The organism is Paenibacillus sp. FSL M7-1414 (assembly GCF_038003195.1).
GTDB classification, from domain to species: domain Bacteria; phylum Bacillota; class Bacilli; order Paenibacillales; family Paenibacillaceae; genus Paenibacillus; species Paenibacillus amylolyticus.
The window spans coordinates 3,962,504-3,981,197 of record NZ_JBBOOS010000001.1 but is presented as its reverse complement, the minus strand read 5'-3'; the positions used below and the strand labels follow the sequence as shown (position 1 = coordinate 3,981,197).

The following is an 18,694-nucleotide window of genomic DNA, read 5'->3' as shown; positions in this document are numbered from 1 at the left end:
GATGTTAAACATTGGTAAATATACGTTTGAGTCCAGATTGTTGCTCGGAACAGGCAAGTTTTCCGATCTGGAAGTGCAAAGTCAGGCTGTGGAAGCATCTGAAACGGAAGTTTTAACCTTTGCTGTTCGTCGTCTGAATCTGGAGGAACGTAATCAGAAGCATTTCCTGGATACGTTGGATTTGGACAAATACACACTTCTTCCGAATACGGCGGGGGCTTCCAATGCGGAAGAGGCGGTGCGGATTGCTGAGCTTGCGCGGGCTTCAGGACTTTGTGATATGATAAAAGTCGAAGTCATCGGAGATGGAATTACGTTACTCCCAGATCCGATTGAAACGTACAAGGCTTGCGAAATTTTGCTTGAAAAGGGATTCACGGTATTGCCTTATATTTCGGATGATGTCATTCTAGCCAAAAGGCTGCAATTGCTTGGCGTACATGCTGTAATGCCTGGCGCTTCTCCCATCGGAGCTGGCAGAGGCATCATCAATCCCTATAACCTTGAGATCATCATTGAGCAGGCCGTTGTTCCTGTAATTGTAGATGCAGGATTACGCTCCCCAAAAGATGCTGCTTATGCGATGGAACTTGGTGCCGATGGCGTATTGTTAAATACAGCCGTATCCGGATCAGGGGATCCAGTGAGCATGGCTAAAGCGATGCGATTGGGGGTAGAAGCGGGTAGATTGGCATATGAGGCATGCATGATTCCCGTAAAGCGTTATGCAGCAGCCAGTAGTCCGGTGGAAGGAATGGTTCATACATGACAGATCAAATAACATCTTCCGAGCAGGCCGATCGTTATTCCAGACAGGAACGGTACGCGCCACTTGGCAAGGAAGGCCAGGCCAGATTAAAGGGCAGCAGAGTTTTAATTGTAGGTGCTGGCGCACTCGGAACAGGAATTGCAGAAACGTTAGTTCGTTCAGGAGTCGGACACTTAACGATTGTGGATCGTGATTATGTGGAGTGGAGTAACCTGCAGCGGCAGCAATTATATGTAGAACAGGACGCGATGGAGCGGATACCGAAGGCAATGGCGGCGGAAAAACGTTTATCTGCCATTAATTCCACGGTTCATGTGGAAGGGAAAGTGTTGGACGTCAGAGTAGATGAGTTGGAAGAACTCGTTCAGCATACAGACTTGATCATGGATGCAACGGATAACTTTGATACCCGACTACTTATTAATGATATGGCACAGAAGCACGGTATTCCCTGGATTTATGGTGGATGCGTAGGTAGTTATGGTATTACCTATACGTTTATGCCCGGAGATACGCCATGTTTAAATTGTTTGCTGGGTGAAGTCCCTCTGGGTGGAGATACTTGTGATACGTCTGGCATCATACCTCAAGCCGTACAGATGGTAACGGCGAATCAGACCGCAGAAGCGATGAAGTTACTTAGTGGCAATGCAAATGCATTGAGACGTAAGTTATTGTCATTTGACGTGTGGAGGAACGAATACATATCCATCAATGTGGATGGTGCGAAAAAGAAAGACTGTCCTTCCTGCGGAGATTCGGCAACGTATCCATATCTTTCTGCGTCCAATCTGGAGAAAACCGATGTGTTGTGTGGCAGGGATACGGTTCAAATCCGACCTGCACGGCGCATGAATCTGGATCTTCAACATACAGCGGAACGTCTGGATAGACTTCAAGAAGGAAAAGTGGAATCCAATCCGTTTCTGGTTTCTTTTACAACAGGAGTCCATAGAATGGTCATTTTCCAAGATGGACGTGTCCTCGTACACGGAACAAAAGACACAGCTGAAGCACGTACGCTCGTCCATCGCTACTTTGGTTAAAGCATGAAAGATGCAAAGTCTGTTCCCTTGAGGGAATGGACTTTTTCATTTTACGGCATGCTATCTGTACCAACCATTGCTGCGAGCAGTGGGGAAAGAGACAGGCCGGGTGAAAAAGAGTGAAAACAGCCATTTTGCTGATTGGAGCAGGAGAGCAGGTCAGCCTTATTCAGGATGTTTTATGTAGCGAAGGGTATGAGGTGCAACGAATGGAGTGGTCCGAACTAAACCAATCCGTCGAGCCTTCGTTGTTGCATATTAACCTGATCATCCTGGTAGACCGGGAAGAGGGGACGAAACATTGTGGCCAGGATCAGAAATTAGAATTAAAACGATGGTTAGATAAAGGTCAGGTTATACCTCTACTGGTTATTACTTCAAATGCATCTCCTCAGTTCATCGTGGAATGGCTGGATTATGGAGCTAATGACGTGATGGAGGAACCTATCCACATGACCGTAATGCTTGCCAGAATACGAAACTTGTTGCGTGTTTTTGCGAATGCAACACCAGAGGGCGAAGAAGTAATTGTAGTTCATGATCTTAAAGTGAATTTGCGTTCAAGACGGGTAAATCGTGCGGGGGAATACCTAACATTAACACCAAAAGAGTACGAATTGCTGGAATTCCTGGCCCTGCATGTGAATGAAGCATGTACCCGGAGTGATATTTTGCGGGAAGTATGGGGATATGAGTATGCGATGGATACCAACGTTGTGGATGTGTATATCAAACATCTGAGGGTTAAGGTGGATAAGGGAAGAAGTGTGAAACTGATTCATACTGTGCGTGGGATCGGTTATATGCTGCATGATAAAAATTAGATTACGAAGTTAGTTCCATGAATCACCAGTTTAAAGTGTGGCAAAAAGAGGGTAAAAATAAAAGACCGGATTATAAACCCCGGTCCTTACTCATTAGCTATGATGTGAATCTAAAGTACACGACGAGCTTTAACATAAGTTCTCTTCCAAGTACCAGAGTCCAGATCAGAGAGGGTTACGCCTGGAGATCCGTACGTGTGCAGAATTTTACCATTTCCCGCATAAACGCCTACGTGAGTGACATTGGAACCGGTAGAACGGCTACCACTGGAGAAGAATACCAGATCTCCGACACGCAGATTAGCTTTAGACACAGCTTTACCTTCTTTGGATTGTTTCACGGAAGTGCGCGGCAAATCTACACCATACTTTTTGAAAATATATTTCATAAAAGAAGAGCAATCAAAAACCTTGGTTGTTGAAGTTGAAGCACCAAATTTATATGGAGTTCCAGTGAATTTTTTGCCATAGTTAACAATTTGTTGACCTGTGGATACAGAAGCAGTTGCTGCCTGTGCAACAGGTGCGTTAGTCATTAATACAGCTCCAAAACCTAGTGTAGCGCACAACCCGACGGTTACGGCCTTTTGGACAAAGATGTTTGTTTTCATGTTAGTTAGTACCTCCAAAATTCGTTTTCGTTAAGTTGCTAGAGCGAGTATAACAGCTTTGTAACAGCCTAGAAATTGGATAGGGAAGTGTAATCCCTTGCGCCACAATGGTTTGGGTATGTTTATTAAAATATGATTAAAAATGTCAAAAAATTAATCATTGACGGACGAAGAATAAAGATGAAACAACAAAGACCCTTGAATATCAAGGGTCTTTGTTATGTGTGAACCTATTTTCTTCATTCAATCACTGGTTACAAAAACGTAATAAATAACTATGAAGCATACGAATAGATTCAATCTTTGCTCTGAATTATCAGTAATAAGCCACTATCAATAGTGACTGTACCGGAGGAGCCTAAGAGCTTGTTGCTTACACCCAAGGATTGTCCCATGCGAATGGTGGCTTGATCTAGCGGATACATAAAACCATCTAGAGTTATTCCTGCAACTTCATGAGTCAAGGGCAGCAGAGAAACATATTTATAGTCTCGGTGTTCAACCACAGCTTTGGATGTGGTCAGTGTCATGTAGTTGTGTTTGTCCTGAATGGCACAGGAGATATGATGTTGCATCGCGCGAACCATGATATGTACATTAGCGAGAGTGTGATCCATACGTGTACCTGTAGCACCTAACATTAAGATGTGAGAAGGTTCGTAATCTAGCGCTGTCTCAAAAGCCATTTCTGTATCAGTAAGATCCTTATGAACAGGGTCACATGTAATGAACCGAATGCTATTGTTGCTTACAATGATACGTTCCTCTTCAGTAATGGAGTCGAAGTCTCCAACTGCAATGTGAGGCTGAATGCCGTGTTCAATTAAAAATAATGCACCGCGATCGGCCGCGATGATCATATCATCTTCTCGTATTTCCTGAAGTAATTCTACAGATAAGTTTCCGCCTGTAAAAATAACTATCCGTTTCACCGTCATTTTATTTCATCCTTCCTAATTCAGAGAAAAATAGTTCATTGTTCAAATATAATGTTGGAACCTGTACAAATATATTCACCAAACCAGTATAATCCACAAAATGTGGTTGCACAATTTCAGTGCTCGCGGATACAATGGGTAGAGCGACATGGAGATGACTTGAAAAGTGAGGTTTGAACAGGTTGGACTTACACATTTTTGAAGTATTCAGCATTATAGGCACTATCGCATTTGCAATGTCCGGTGCCTTCGTAGCAATGGAAGAGGAGTATGACATTCTGGGTGTACTAGTGCTTGGACTTGTCACGGCATTCGGAGGCGGGATTATCCGGAATGTACTTATAGGTATACCTGTAACGACACTGTGGAGTCAGGGATCACTTATTATGTTAGCCTTAGTATCTGTAGCGATTGCGTTTATATTGCCTCTCAAGTGGATAAGTCACTGGAAGCGAACAGAGGCGTTGTTTGATGCAATCGGACTCGCAGCATTTGCAATTCAAGGGGCGCTGTACGCGGCGAACATGGGACATCCTATTAGCGCAGTTATCGTTGCAGCAGTAATGACCGGTATTGGTGGAGGCGTTATTCGTGATGTGCTTGCGGGACGTAAACCGCTTGTATTGCGTGACGAAATTTATGCTGTATGGGCAATGACAGCCGGTTTTGTTATAGGTATGGGTTGGTTAACAACGAATGCCGGATTATTATTTTGTTTCGCGGCCGTTGTGTTCTTCCGGATGTGTTCTGTACATTATAAATGGAAACTGCCACGTCGTTCGTTGGTGCCATCTGAGACCGGGAACGTCACTCCTCAGCCGGAGAGCATTGTGACACAGCCAACATCGTCGGTACTGCAAGGTACGTTAAGCAAGGGGGATTAATATGATTAATGTTTTGTTTGTATGTCTGGGCAATATATGTAGATCACCAATGGCTGAAGCCGTTTTGCGTCACAAAGTCCTGGAGAAGGGGCTTGAACACCAGATTCGTGTGGACTCAGCGGGTACAGGGGACTGGCATGTTGGTAAACCTCCGCATGAAGGGACTCGAAAATTGCTGGATTCGTACCAGATTTCTTATGCCAACATGGCAGCAAGACAGTTCGCCAGCGAAGACTTTACTCAATTTGATTACATTGTGTGTATGGACAATTCCAATGCAGATAATGTGCGCAACGTTCCAGGCGGAGCTGAGGCGGACATCATCAAGTTCATGGACATGCTTCCCGAGGAAAAACTCAGAGAAGTACCTGACCCGTATTACACAGGCAATTTTGAAGAGGTGTACGAGCTGGTTAACGCAGGCTGCGATGTTCTGTTGAGAAAGATTGAAGCGGAACATTCCTTAGCTTAAAAAGTAAACGAAATTCATGCTTAATTTGTAATCGGGCAAAGAAGCAGGATTAGAGCACTTAAAGCAAGCAGGATATCCTGCTTCTTTTTCAGATTACAATTGTAAGCGGTATCATTAAAATGAAAAACAATAGCGGCATTTCAGCCGCCTGTTAATGTGGTCCTTTTATCTCTCCTGGAGAAAATAAAGTAATGCTTCGGGCAATTCCTTCTGCCAAAAGCCCCATTGGTGTTTTCCGTCTTTCTCTTGATAGGAGACGAGGGCACCACGTTTTTCCAGCAATTCTCGAGTATCCCGGTTTAATTGAACAAAATCATACGTACCGGTATCTGCCTTAAAGGCAGTTTCCTGTAAACCAACGATCATCCAGATCGAGAGCCAAGACAGATCTTCAGCTGCGGCATAGATTTCTTGTGAAGCAGAGTAGAAGGCACCAGACATGCTGATGACACGTGTGAACAGATCCGGATATAACAGAGCAAGATGAAGCGAAACACTGCCACCAAGCGAGTCTCCGGCAAGAATGCGTTCCTGCGGAGAACGGCGCACAGGATATTTCTCTTCTATATAGGGAATAATCTCTTCAGCGAAGCAAGCGGTATATGCCTTGAACCGATCTCCGAATGGAGCATATTCCTGCGTTCTCACAGACACATCGACCTGAACCCCTACAATAATGAAAGGTTCGGCTCCTTCGTCCAGAATAATTTGGTTAGCTGTTGTAGCAATTCGTCCGAAATTAAAAAATTCTTCGCCATCCTGACAATATACGACAGGGTAGCTAAGTAATTCGTTATAGCCCGGAGGGAGGTAAATACGGAGCGTTCGCTTCTCTCCGAGATAGCGACTTTCAATCTCTTCCTTCACAATCGTGCGTTTCAAATAGCGGGAATCCGTCATAAAACGTCACCTTTCTCGGTTAATTTTTTGCATTCGACCGCGCAATACGGTAAGATTACCCTTGTGCGGGGTTAGGTCAAACACGCAATCATGTATTATGCTGTTATACCAATATTAATCCCCTGTTATACATACAATCCGGCAGGAAACATAAAAAAATTACGGATTTCTTTGACGTATGGAGTGAAACAGGTGTATAATAATATTATAACAGCGGAACTTGATATTCAAATTTTTTGTTGAGGTGAAGAAAAAAATGAGCAAGGTTCCTTATGAAGTGTATACAGAGGATGTAGAAGCTCTGTCCGTGCTGTCTCCTGACGGCGAAATTGTTAACAAAGACATGATGCCTACACTTTCCGATGATCAATTAAAAGAAATTATGTACCGCATGGTATTTACCCGTACTTGGGATGACCGTGCAGTAAACCTGGGCCGTCAAGGTCGTCTTGGTTTCTATGCTCCAGTATCTGGTCAAGAAGCGACAATGGTTGGTAGTGAATTTGCAATTGAAAAAGAAGACTTTGTATGTCCTGGCTATCGTGACATTCCGCAACTCGTATGGCATGGACTTCCTCTTTATCAAGCATTCTTGTACTCCCGTGGACACCAACATGGTGGACAAATTCCAGATGGCGTTAATGTCTTGATGCCACAAATCATCATTGGTGCACAAATTCTGCATGCAATGGGTATCGCTATGGGTTACAAATTGAAGAAACAAAAACAAGTTGTTATCACGTACACAGGTGATGGCGGTTCTTCTGAAGGTGACTTCTATGAAGGTCTGAACTACGCTGGTGTATACAAACTGCCTGTTATCTTCTTTGTACAAAACAATGGTTATGCCATCACTACTCCTTTTGCTAAACAAACTGCAGCTCTTTCCATCGCTCACAAAGCGGTAGCAGCAGGTATCAAAGGTGTTAAAGTTGACGGTATGGACATCTTCGCTGTTATCAAAGCTGTTCAGGAAGCTGCTGAGCGTGGACGTAACGGAGAAGGCGCAACATTGATTGAAGCAGTAACTTACCGTTTCCGTCCTCACTCCCTTTCGGACGATGCTTCCAAGTATCGTACAAAAGAAGAAGAGGCAGAGTGGTCTGCTAAAGATCCTATCGCACGTTTCGCTAAATATCTGGAGAAAAAAGGTCTTTGGACTGAAGAAGATACAGCACGTGTGAAAGAAGAAGCAAAAGCTAAAGTAAACGAAGAGATCAAAAAAGCGGAAAAAACCGAGAAAATGACGATTTCAGGCTTGATCGACAGCATGTTCGAACAAACGCCTAAGCACTTGGAAGAGCAAAAAGCTGATTTCCAATAAGTTTTTTCCGATAAAGCATAAACATCCGCGACTTTAATGTCCCGGTATACATGTACGAATTCAAATGTGAACTGTCAATGTTTAAGGAGGAAATGAAGCAAATGGCACAAATGAACATGAAAGAAGCAATCCGTGATGCGCTTCGCGTGGAGTTGAAACGTGATCCTAACGTTCTGCTTTTCGGTGAAGACGTAGGTAATGTAGGCGGCGTTTTCCGTGTAACGGAAGGTCTGCAAAAAGAGTTTGGCGAAGAGCGTGTATTCGATACACCACTGGCTGAGTCCGCTATTGGTGGTCTGGCTGTAGGTCTGGGTGTACAAGGCTTCCGTCCGGTTGCTGAGATCCAATTCGTTGGTTTTATCTTCGAAGCCCTTGACCAAATGGTAGTGCAAGCTGCTCGTATGCGTTTCCGCTCCGGTGGGAAATACAATTCTCCAATCGTATTCCGTACACCATTCGGTGGCGGTGTAAAAGCGGCAGAATTGCATACAGATTCCCTGGAAGGTCTGCTCACGCAAACACCAGGTATCAAAGTCGTAATTCCTTCTAACCCTTACGATGCAAAAGGTCTGATGATCGCTTCTATTCGCGATAACGATCCTGTATTCTTCATGGAGCACTTGAACTTGTACCATGCTTTCCGTGCAGAAGTGCCTGAAGAAGATTACGTTGTTGAATTGGGCAAAGCGAACGTTGTTCGTGAAGGTTCCGATGTAACGATCATTACTTACGGGATGATGGTTCACACTTCTGTGAAAGCAGCAGATGAACTTGAAAAACAAGGAATCAAAGTTGAAGTTATCGACCTTCGTACGGTTAGCCCGATCGACATCGATACTATCGTTGCTTCCGTTAAGAAAACAAACCGTGCAATTGTTGTACAGGAAGCTCAAAAGAGCGCAGGTGTTGCAGCTGAAGTCATTGCCCAAATCAATGAAAAAGCAATCCTGCACTTGGAAGCTCCGGTTCTGCGTGTAGCTGGCCCGGATACTGTATATCCATTTGCACAAATCGAAGATACATGGCTGCCTAACCCGGCGCGTATCATTGCTGCGGTTAACAAAGTCGTAAATTTCTAATTTAATCATCTGACATGCCGCAAGGCGCAGTATGGTGATTCACACCGCAGCGCAAGCTGCACTGTAAACAGCCATTAGCCCCTTGAGTAACAGTTATTTGCATTAGCAGTAACAGTTGTTTCTTGGAGTTAAGGGTTGTTTTCAGGATTGAGCACATAATCAAGGAGGTTTTTCAGTTGGCTAAATTTGAATATAAATTCCCTGAATTGGGCGAAGGCCTGCACGAAGGCGAAATCATCAAGATGCACATCAAAGTCGGTGACAAAGTAACTGACGACGACATCATCATGGAAGTACAGAACGACAAAGCGGTTGTAGAGGTACCTTGTCCGGTTAACGGAACAGTTACAGAAGTATTCGCTAAAGACGGTCAAGTCTGCCACGTTGGTGAAGTTGTAGCGATCATCGATGCAGAAGGCGAACTTCCTGAGCAAGACGACGCTCCTGCTGGCGATCAAGGCGAGCAAGAGAAAGATGCAGCTCAAGGCGGAGCTGACACAAGCGGTTCTTCTGCAGCAGCTTCCAGCTCGGATGCAGCTAAAGAAGGCGGCAACAACAGCGTTCCGGCAGTACCTGCCAAAGACGTTCTGGCAACACCAAGCGTACGTAAATTTGCTCGCGAACAAGGTGTAGACATCGCTCAGGTTAACGGCACTGGCAACAACGGTAAAGTAACCAAAGAAGATGTTGAATCCTTCAAAAACGGTGGCGGTTCTTCCGCAGCGGCATCTTCCGAAGCTCCGGCTCAAGAAGAGAAAAAATCCGCAGCACCAGCAGCTGCAGCTGATCAACACGTTGAGGAAGAGCGCGTACCATTCAAAGGTATCCGTAAAGCGATCTCTAATGCGATGGTTAAATCGGCTTACACAGCACCTCACGTTACAATCATGGACGAAGTGGACGTAACTGAATTGGTTGCTTTCCGTACTCGCATGAAACCAATTGCAGAGAAAAAAGGAACAAAAGTTACTTATCTGCCATTCATCGTTAAAGCACTGGTTGCGGCTTCCCGCCAATTCCCGGCTCTGAACGCTATGATTGATGAAGAAGCTAACGAAATTGTTTACAAAAAATACTACAACATCGGTATCGCTACAGATACAGACAACGGCTTGATCGTTCCTGTTATCAAAGATGCTGATCGTAAATCCATCTGGATGATTGCTGATTCTATCCGTGATCTGGCTGCTCGTGGTCGTGAGGGCAAATTGAGCGCGAATGAAATGAGAGGAAGCACAATCTCCATCAGTAACATCGGTTCTGCTGGCGGTATGTTCTTCACTCCAATCATCAACTTCCCTGAAGTTGCTATTCTCGGAACAGGACGCATCAGCGAAAAAGCAGTGATCAAAAACGGCGAAGTAGTTGCAGCACCTGTAATGGCTCTTTCCCTGAGCTTTGACCACCGTATCATCGATGGCGCAACAGCACAAAACTTTATGAATTACATTAAACAGCTGCTCGCTAACCCTGAGCTGCTTGTTATGGAGGTGTAAGATATGGTAGTAGGCGACGCTTCTCTCAATATCGACACATTAGTAATTGGTGCGGGTCCTGGCGGCTATGTAGCTGCCATCCGCGCTGCTCAACTGGGCCAAAGCGTATTGATCGTAGACAAATCCGAACTGGGCGGTGTTTGTTTGAACCGTGGATGTATTCCATCCAAAGCCCTGATCTCTGCTGCACACCAATATGAGTCTGCACTTCACGGTGAAGCTTTTGGTATCTCTGCTGAGAACGTAAAAGTGGACTTCAGCAAAACTCAAGAGTTCAAAAACGGCGTTGTTAAGAAAATGACTGGCGGCGTAGCTGGTTTGCTCAAAGGCAACAAAGTTGAAGTTTTCAACGGTGAGTGCATGTTCATCAACGAAAACGAAGCTCGTGTATTCAATGACCACGAGTCTCCACGTTACAAATTCAAAAATGCAATTATTGCAACAGGTTCCCGTCCAATCGAACTGAAACCTTTCCCGTTCGGCGGACGCATTCTGTCTTCGACAGAAGCTCTGAACTTGCCTGAAGTACCAAAAAGCATGATCGTTATCGGTGGCGGATATATCGGTGCTGAGCTTGGTCAAATGTACTCCAAATTCGGTGCGAAAGTAACAATCATCGAAGGTTTGGATACAGTACTGCCAGGTTTCGATAAAGACATGACTAGCCTCGTGGCTAAAAACATGAAGAAAACAGGCATCGAAATCGTAACGGGTGCAAAAGCTGAAAGTGCTGAGCAAACGGATAAAGATGTAACTGTTAAGTACTCTGTAAATGGTGAGTCCAAAGAAGTAACTGCGGATTACCTGCTGGTAACTGTTGGACGTCGTCCAAACACAGATGGAGAACTTGGTCTCGATATGATTGGTGTTGACGTTGACGAGCGTGGATTTGTCAAAGTTGACCACCAAGGTCGCACTAGCATTCCTCACATCTTCGCAATCGGTGATATCGTATCTGGCTTGGCTCTGGCACACAAAGCTTCTTATGAAGGTAAAGTGGCTGCTGAAGCAATCGCAGGACAACCATCTGTAGTTGACTACAAATGTATGCCAGCTGTTGTGTTCACAGATCCAGAGTGTTCCAGCGTAGGTTACACTGAAAAAGAAGCTAAAGAAAAAGGTTACAAAGTAAAAGCTGGCAAGTTCCCTTATGCGGGTAACGGCCGTGCTGTATCTTTGAACCATGCTGAAGGCTTCGTGAAAATCGTAGCTGACGAAGAAAGCGGCCTTGTATTGGGTTGCCAAATCGTAGGTCTGGAAGCTTCCAACTTGATTGCTGAGCTTGGTTTGGCAATTGAGATGGGCGCAACTTTGGAAGATCTGGCTCTCACAATTCACGCTCACCCAACTTTGGGCGAAATCGTGATGGAAGCTGCGGAATTGGTTATGGGTCACCCGATCCACATCATCTCACGTTAAGATCATCTAAGCTTCGGATCCGTCCGGCATTATACGTATATCAGAAGAGACGAATGACGTTAACGCGTTATTCGTCTCTTTTTTTGTTTTAAAATGGGAGAGATCATGTGAAGGTTTACATGTTATACTATAATGTCACACATAGCATAATGTTTGAGGAAGCCCTTTTTATCTAGAGGCTCAAATGATACAATATTAAAATGATCGGACGTGATGTGGTGTATGCCAGTCTTAGTCTGAATAGGTAACAAATAAGAAGTGCGAGGGGATAACAACATGAAAAACTATCTCGATTTATTGCAGGATATTCTGAACAACGGCGTGCATAAAGGAGACCGTACCGGAACAGGAACACAATCTGTATTTGGCAGACAACTCCGTTATGATCTCTCCGAAGGATTTCCGCTGGTAACAACCAAACGAATTCATCTCAAATCGGTTATTCATGAACTGTTGTGGTTTTTGAGTGGCGATACCAATATATCTTATTTGAAAGAAAACGGTGTGAAGATCTGGGACGACTGGGCGGACGAAAATGGGGATCTCGGTCCGGTATACGGCTCGCAGTGGCGCACATGGGAAGCACCAAACGGAGAAAAAATTGATCAGATCGCTGCAGTCATTGATTCGATCAAAAATAATCCGGATTCACGTCGTCACCTTGTCAGCGCATGGAATGTGGCTGAGATCAATAATATGAAGCTTCCACCTTGTCATTTTGCGTTTCAGTTTTACGTTGCAGAGGGTAAATTATCATGTATGCTTACGATGCGTTCCGTGGATACGTTCCTCGGATTGCCGTTTAACATCGCGAGTTATGCGCTCTTGACTCATATGATCGCCCAGCAATGTGATCTGGAGGTAGGTGATTTCATCTGGTCTGGAGGGGATGTTCACATCTACTCTAACCATGTTGATCAGGTTAAAACTCAGCTGGAGCGTGAACCTTATGCTTTACCTAAGCTGGTAATCAAGCGTAAGCCGGATTCTATTTTTGATTATAAGTTTGAAGATTTTGAGTTTGAGAACTATCAGCATCATCCGGGCATTAAAGCTCCAATTGCAGTCTAATTATGTGTTCAATCTCGACAAGAGACTTGGATTGAAGGAGTGTATTACCCTTGAGTATTGAATTGGTATGGGCAATGGGGGAGAACGGGGTGATCGGATTAAATAATTCGATTCCATGGCGTTTACCCAAGGATATGGCCTTTTTCAAACAACGTACGCTGAACAAAACCATTATCATGGGACGTAATACGTGGGAATCTTTTGGCGGTAAGCCGCTTCCTCAGCGTCGTAATATCGTAGTGACAAGAGATCTGAACTACAAGGTGGAACAGGCTGAAGTCGTACATACGATTGAGGAGGGTCTGAGTGTAACCAAAGGTGAGGAACTGTGCGTAATTGGGGGTTCCCAAGTGTATCGTGAGTTCCTGCCACTTGCAGATCGTCTTGTGGTGACCAAAATTCATGAGAATTTTGAGGGAGATACGTTTTTCCCTGAAGTGGATTGGTCCGAATGGGAACTGATTGAACAGATTGAAGGCGAACAGGATGAAAAAAATGTTCATGCGTATACATTTGAATTTTACGAACGTAAACGGTAAATAGGGCATAAGAAATTCCTGACTTCGGTCGTATTTGTATGATGAGAGGCGCTGATTGCGAAATATTCGTGAACAGCGTCTTTTCTTTATAAAAAAAATGAGTCACTTGTTTAAACTGGAATACATATAACATTAATATAACATAAGTAATTGGAATTTATGTATAATATACATACGGCCAAGCATTAAACAGTAAAAAAGTGTAAAAGTTTTGGGGGTTTAACGTCGTGAAGCCCTAAAACAGGTCTGATATTCGGAATTGAGAACGATTTATAGCAAAATATGTTGGATTTGATGACAAATTATCTAACATTCACTTAACGTTTCGACCTTTTATTTCTGTAACACACACCAGATTTCGCAGTTCAAAACCACATTTAACACCAAAATAAGGGTATTGACCATGGGTAGACTTGAAAGATATGATGTATAAAATACAAATAATTATGCGGATAATCCATTTAATATTCAGCACAGTAAATGCTACTATAATTGAAATATCTTCGAGAAGATTTTGTGATACAATATACAAAAACTCAAGTAATGAGTAATCCATTTCATATAGAACCATGCACATGAAGGGATTAAGACAAGAACGGATGGGGGAAAACGTAAGATGTCTACACCTACTGGATTTATGGAATACAAACGTCAACTGCCAACAGATCGTGAGCCAGCGGAGCGGATTAAGGATTGGGAAGAGTTTCATAAACACATGGCTGAAGAAGAGCTCAGAACACAAGGTGCACGATGCATGGATTGTGGTACCCCGTATTGCCATACAGGTATAGATATGATTGGCGGCACATCAGGTTGCCCCGTGCATAACCTGATTCCAGAATGGAATAATCTTGTATATCGCGGACTGTGGAGAGAAGCACTTGAGCGCCTTCACAAAACGAATAATTTCCCAGAGTTTACAGGTCGCGTCTGTCCAGCTCCTTGCGAAGGATCATGTACAGTTGGCTTAATTGGTCAGCCTGTAACCATCAAAACGATTGAAGAAGCAATTATTGAAAAAGGTTTCGAAGAAGGATGGGTGGTTCCCCAACCTCCTGAAAAACGCACGGGTAAACGTGTAGCTGTGGTAGGCTCAGGTCCAGCGGGATTAGCTACTGCGGCTCAGTTGAATAAAGCAGGACACTCGGTAACCGTATATGAGCGTTCGGACCGTGTCGGCGGATTGCTGATGTACGGTATCCCAACGATGAAATTGGATAAAAACGTAGTTCAACGTCGTGTTGATCTGCTCGAAGCAGAAGGCATTCAATTCATTACGAACACCGAGATTGGTAAAGATATTGCAGCACAACAACTGGTGGATGAATATGACGCTGTTGTATTGTGCGGTGGTGCAACGAAGCCGCGTGAATTCAATATTGAAGGCAGCGACTTGAAAGGCGTTCATTACGCAATGGATTTCCTGAATGGCAGCATTAAGAGTTATCTGGACTCCAATCTGGAAGATGGTCAATATCTGTCCGCTAAAGATAAAGATATTATCGTCATTGGTGGCGGTGATACAGGATCTGACTGTGTGGCTACATCGCTGCGCCATGGTTGTCGTACGATCACTCAATTCGGTACGCATACACAAGCGCCTATGGAGCGTGACCGCATTAACAACCCTTGGCCGCAATTCCCGAACGTATACACACTTGATTATGCGCAAGAGGAAGCCAAAGCGTTGTTTGGTCAAGATCCGCGTGAGTTCTCCATCATGACAACGAAATTTGTTGGAGACGATGAGGGGAACCTCAAAGAATTGCATACAGTACAGATCGAGCGTATTGTGGATGAGACTGGTCGCAAGATTTATCAGCCGATTCCAGGTACAGAGCGTGTATTCCCGGCTCAGATGGCCATGATTGCCATTGGTTTTGACGGACCGGAACAAACGTTGGTCGAGCAACTGGGACTTGCAACAGATCGTCGCACAAACGTTAAGGCACGTTACGGCAAATACAACACCAATGTGGATAAAGTATTTGCAGCAGGTGACATGCGTCGTGGTCAAAGCTTGGTTGTATGGGCAATTAATGAAGGCCGTGAGGCTGCTCGTGAAGTGGACAAATACTTGATGGGTGCTTCGGTTCTGGTGTAAAAGTATAGAACAAGATATCAATGACAACCTTCGCGATCAGCGAGGGTTGTTTGCTGTTATTTTAACCAATTTGACTACATATTTCATGTAAGTGTGAGCAATATCATTGCTTTTTAAGTGATAAAGATTTATTATTATATTATAATGATTATAAATAAGGATTAACTGAAACCATGAATCCCTACGATAAAAGTAAATTTCAATGAATATAAATCGGAGGTGCGACCTGCTATGGCAACTAACCGGGACAAGTCCATTTCAGAACAGATCTTTCACATTAAAAATCAATTGGTTGAAAAAGGATATAAGTTAACACAACAACGGGAAGTTACTGTACGTGTATTGCTTGAACATGAGAAGGATCATTTTAGCGCAGAGGAAGTATTCCTGCTGGTTAAGGAGCAGTTCCCTGAGATTGGATTGGCTACCGTATACCGCACTCTCGAACTGCTGAGTGACCTTCAGGTCGTTGAAAAGATTAACTTTGGTGACGGCGCTGCGCGTTTTGATCTGCGAAGTACAGACGGTTCCCATCACCACCATCATTTGATCTGTACAGAATGTGGTAAAGTGGAAGAGATTATGGAAGATGGTCTGCTTCGTTTGGAACAACAAATCGAGCGTCAGTATGGCTTTGCTGTTACGGATCATCGTCTGGATTTCCAGGGTGTATGCAAAGAGTGCAGACAAAAACATGTATTAAAGGAACAAGCAGCAGGATAATTCATTTCGGGAAGGTGCTCCCGAATCCAAAATCTGATATAATGAGTTTCAGAAGCAAGGGGCTTCCGTCGGCGGAATGCCCCTTTTTGCCGTCATGCGGACGGTGAAGGAGGAGAGATGGACGGATGAAGACACTGGTTATAGCGGAAAAACCCGACATGGGTCGAACCATTGCCGCCGTCATAGAACCAAAGGCCAAGAACAATCGCACGTATCTGGAGGGTGAACATTACATCATCACTTGGGCGATAGGGCATTTGCTTGGACTGGCTGAACCGGATGCCTATGATACAAAGTACAAACGCTGGAATATAGCGGACCTGCCGATCATACCCGATCAGTTCAAGATTGTACCCAATCCGAGGACTAAAGATCAGCTTAAAATGATTGGAGAACTGGCAAAACGGGCTTCAGCGATCGTTAATGCTTGCGATGCAGGGAGAGAAGGTCAGTACATCTTCGCCCTCATACAACAGCAATTGAAGCTGCGTCAGCCTGTAAAGCGTTTATGGATATCGGATCTGACGGCAGAGAGCATTAGACGTGGTTTTGATGGTCTGAAGGATGCCTCTGAATTTGAAAATCTGACCCATGCTGCTCGCGCCAGAAGTGAAGCTGATTGGCTGATTGGGATGAATGCCTCGCGGGCGTTTACAACCCGCCATAATGCATTGTTGTCTGTAGGCCGTGTTCAGACGCCGGTACTCGCGCTAATCTACGATCGGGAAATAGAGATTGAAGCGTTCCAGTCACAGACCTTTTATGAAGTAGCCGCCTGGTTTCGGCAGGAAGGTGTCGAGTACCGGGGACTGCGTCAGGGAGATAAGTTGACCGATGCGGAGGCAGCAGAGGCCATTGCAGCCAGTGTGAAGGGCAAGACAGGGCAGATTACCAAGTACGAAGCAAAGCAGACGAAGGAGTATCCGTATCGTTTGTATGACCTGACCCTTTTACAGCGTGAAGCCAATGCCAAGTTCGGATATGGTGCCAAAAAAACACTGGATATCGCACAGGCCTTGTATGAAAAACACAAGGTGATTTCGTATCCGCGGACAAACTCCAACTATGTTACAGAACAGAATATTGAAGGTATGCACAAAACACTAAACCTGCTTAAAAATGGTACCTATAGTGAGCTTGCACAAGGGGCCAAGCCAGAGCTTGTTCATAAGAATAATAAAGGGGTATGTAATCCGAGCAGGGTTGAGGATCACCATGCGATCCTACCTACTTTGAAGCGACCAGGTACCTTATCCAAGGATGAGCAGAACATCTATGATTTGATTGTCAGACGATTCTTGTCTCACTTTTATCCTCCGGCGGAGTATAAGCAACATACCGTGCTCACCGAAGTGGAGAAACATCAGTTTAAGACATCTGTCAAAGAGCTGTTGTCCCTCGGATGGAAAGTGGTTCTCGGTTCTGGAGATCAGGAACAGGGCGGTGCAGGCAAGAAAAAGACCAAGAAAAACGGCAATGAGGAAGAGGAAGCTGAAGAGTGGACGGACAAGGCTTTTGCTGTACAACCTGAATTGCCTGTTCAATGTACGAAGAGTGAGTTCAAGGAGAAGGCGACTCAACCTCCCAAAAGTTATACCGAGGGAACATTGCTGAAAGCGATGGAGAGTGCAGGCAAGCAGATCGAGAATGAAGAGCTGCGAGATGCGATGAAAGATAGTGGTCTGGGTACTCCGGCTACACGTGCGGCTACAATTGAGCGCCTCAAAAACGTAGGTTACATTACGCTGCAAGGGAAGAAAATGCAGTTAACGCTCAAAGGCAGAACAGCTATTGAGTTGATTCGTCGCGCGGGTGTAGATCTGCTAACTTCACCTGAGATGACCGGGCAATGGGAAAGAAGGTTATATCAGATTTCCAAAGGTGAGGCGGGTCAGGACAAGTTCATGGAGAACGTTAAGAAATTCACCTTGTCCATCATTGAAAAAGTGCGTGTACAAGCCCCGGCACCAGCAGATGCTTTTGGGGAAGATTCGCGTGGAGGTAGGGGAAAAGGCAAGGGAGCCAGAACGCAGGCCGGGAATACAAGGACATCTGCCAAGATGGCTAGTGGCGGTTCAACTGTAAAAACGTCTCGTCAGGCTACGGCATCTTCATCGAGAGTTGGCAGTGGGAAAAGCACGACCACCAAGGCGCCGTCCTCAAGTGCGAGCTCATCTGGAGTGAGAGAGTTACTGGCACCTTGCCCTTCTCCCGGCTGCTCGGGTCAGATTATAGAGGGCAAGAAGGGTTATGGATGCTCACGTTTCAAGGAAGGCTGTTCGTTTGTGGTCTGGAAAGAGTATGCGGGCAAAAAAATCACCAGTACGATGTTAAAATCGCTGATTGAGAAGGGCAGTACACAAGTGCTGTCTTTCAAACGAAAAGACGGGAGTACGGTGAAAGCACGTATTATTTTGCAGGACGTAGTAACAGGCAAATTATCTGGTGAGAAACAGGATGCTTGATCTTAGTTAACAGTTAACATACAGCAAAAG

At 44.7% G+C, this 18,694-nt stretch carries 17 protein-coding genes; 14 read left to right on the top strand and 3 right to left on the bottom strand.

Going from position 1 to position 18,694, the window contains the following annotated elements:
* Position 1 precedes the first annotated feature (1 nt).
* The 3 genes from MHH92_RS17250 (at position 2) to MHH92_RS17240 (ending at position 2,639) form a co-directional block, all read left to right on the top strand.
* Positions 2 to 769, top strand: a complete 768-nt coding sequence (locus MHH92_RS17250) for a thiazole synthase (RefSeq protein WP_340907698.1) — start codon at positions 2 to 4, stop codon at positions 767 to 769.
* Positions 766 to 1,815 carry a ThiF family adenylyltransferase gene (locus tag MHH92_RS17245; RefSeq protein WP_340905183.1) on the top strand — a complete coding sequence of 350 codons (1,050 nt, stop codon included), beginning with the start codon at positions 766 to 768 and terminating at the stop codon, positions 1,813 to 1,815. The genes MHH92_RS17250 and MHH92_RS17245 overlap by 4 nt, the downstream gene beginning before the upstream one ends.
* Positions 1,816 to 1,934: 119 nt before the next feature.
* On the top strand, positions 1,935 to 2,639 hold the full coding sequence (locus MHH92_RS17240; RefSeq protein WP_340905181.1) for a response regulator transcription factor: 705 nt from the start codon (positions 1,935 to 1,937) through the stop codon (positions 2,637 to 2,639).
* A 110-nt stretch (positions 2,640 to 2,749) separates the two neighbouring features.
* Here the strand turns inward: MHH92_RS17240 and MHH92_RS17235 are convergent, their stop codons facing one another.
* Positions 2,750 to 3,250, bottom strand: coding sequence for a C40 family peptidase (locus MHH92_RS17235; protein ID WP_253509110.1), 501 nt, complete (start codon positions 3,248 to 3,250; stop codon positions 2,750 to 2,752).
* A gap of 296 nt (positions 3,251 to 3,546) precedes the next feature.
* Positions 3,547 to 4,188, bottom strand: coding sequence for a thiamine diphosphokinase (locus MHH92_RS17230; RefSeq protein WP_091029368.1), 642 nt, complete (start codon positions 4,186 to 4,188; stop codon positions 3,547 to 3,549).
* Positions 4,189 to 4,370: 182 nt separating this feature from the next.
* On the opposite strand from MHH92_RS17230, the gene MHH92_RS17225 reads away from it, so the two are divergent.
* Both MHH92_RS17225 and MHH92_RS17220 read left to right on the top strand, forming a co-directional pair.
* Positions 4,371 to 5,072 carry a trimeric intracellular cation channel family protein gene (locus MHH92_RS17225; protein WP_091029371.1) on the top strand — a complete coding sequence of 234 codons (702 nt, stop codon included), beginning with the start codon at positions 4,371 to 4,373 and terminating at the stop codon, positions 5,070 to 5,072.
* A 1-nt stretch (position 5,073) separates the two neighbouring features.
* On the top strand, positions 5,074 to 5,544 hold the full coding sequence (locus MHH92_RS17220) for a low molecular weight protein-tyrosine-phosphatase (RefSeq protein WP_091029372.1): 471 nt from the start codon (positions 5,074 to 5,076) through the stop codon (positions 5,542 to 5,544).
* 165 nt (positions 5,545 to 5,709) lie between these two features.
* On the opposite strand, the gene MHH92_RS17215 is transcribed toward MHH92_RS17220, so the two are convergent.
* Entirely contained in the window at positions 5,710 to 6,444 is a 735-nt protein-coding gene (locus MHH92_RS17215) for an alpha/beta hydrolase (protein ID WP_091029375.1), read from the bottom strand.
* Positions 6,445 to 6,700: 256 nt separating this feature from the next.
* Between MHH92_RS17215 and pdhA the strand changes: the two genes are divergently transcribed.
* The 9 genes from pdhA to MHH92_RS17170 all read left to right on the top strand — a co-directional run bounded on the left by pdhA (position 6,701) and on the right by MHH92_RS17170 (position 18,664).
* Positions 6,701 to 7,768 (top strand): pyruvate dehydrogenase (acetyl-transferring) E1 component subunit alpha, encoded by a 1,068-nt coding sequence (pdhA, locus tag MHH92_RS17210; RefSeq protein WP_017688072.1) that lies wholly within the window; start codon positions 6,701 to 6,703, stop codon positions 7,766 to 7,768.
* A gap of 101 nt (positions 7,769 to 7,869) precedes the next feature.
* Complete coding sequence (locus MHH92_RS17205; RefSeq protein ID WP_036613653.1) at positions 7,870 to 8,847, top strand: alpha-ketoacid dehydrogenase subunit beta; 978 nt, start codon at positions 7,870 to 7,872, stop codon at positions 8,845 to 8,847.
* Between the two features lie 176 nt (positions 8,848 to 9,023).
* Positions 9,024 to 10,343, top strand: a complete 1,320-nt coding sequence (locus MHH92_RS17200; RefSeq protein WP_047843378.1) for a dihydrolipoamide acetyltransferase family protein — start codon at positions 9,024 to 9,026, stop codon at positions 10,341 to 10,343.
* A gap of 3 nt (positions 10,344 to 10,346) precedes the next feature.
* The gene (gene lpdA / locus MHH92_RS17195; protein ID WP_036613658.1) at positions 10,347 to 11,762 is read left to right on the top strand and encodes a dihydrolipoyl dehydrogenase; all 1,416 of its coding nucleotides are present in this window, start codon (positions 10,347 to 10,349) and stop codon (positions 11,760 to 11,762) included.
* 276 nt (positions 11,763 to 12,038) lie between these two features.
* Positions 12,039 to 12,833, top strand: coding sequence for a thymidylate synthase (thyA, locus tag MHH92_RS17190; RefSeq protein ID WP_036613661.1), 795 nt, complete (start codon positions 12,039 to 12,041; stop codon positions 12,831 to 12,833).
* Between the two features lie 50 nt (positions 12,834 to 12,883).
* A complete protein-coding gene (locus MHH92_RS17185; RefSeq protein WP_076250241.1) occupies positions 12,884 to 13,372 on the top strand; it encodes a dihydrofolate reductase in 489 nt (162 codons plus the stop codon).
* A gap of 616 nt (positions 13,373 to 13,988) precedes the next feature.
* Positions 13,989 to 15,476 carry a glutamate synthase subunit beta gene (locus MHH92_RS17180; RefSeq protein WP_036673826.1) on the top strand — a complete coding sequence of 496 codons (1,488 nt, stop codon included), beginning with the start codon at positions 13,989 to 13,991 and terminating at the stop codon, positions 15,474 to 15,476.
* 231 nt (positions 15,477 to 15,707) lie between these two features.
* On the top strand, positions 15,708 to 16,199 hold the full coding sequence (gene fur / locus MHH92_RS17175; protein WP_340905168.1) for a ferric iron uptake transcriptional regulator: 492 nt from the start codon (positions 15,708 to 15,710) through the stop codon (positions 16,197 to 16,199).
* 125 nt (positions 16,200 to 16,324) lie between these two features.
* Positions 16,325 to 18,664 (top strand): type IA DNA topoisomerase, encoded by a 2,340-nt coding sequence (locus tag MHH92_RS17170; RefSeq protein ID WP_253509097.1) that lies wholly within the window; start codon positions 16,325 to 16,327, stop codon positions 18,662 to 18,664.
* Positions 18,665 to 18,694 lie beyond the last annotated feature (30 nt).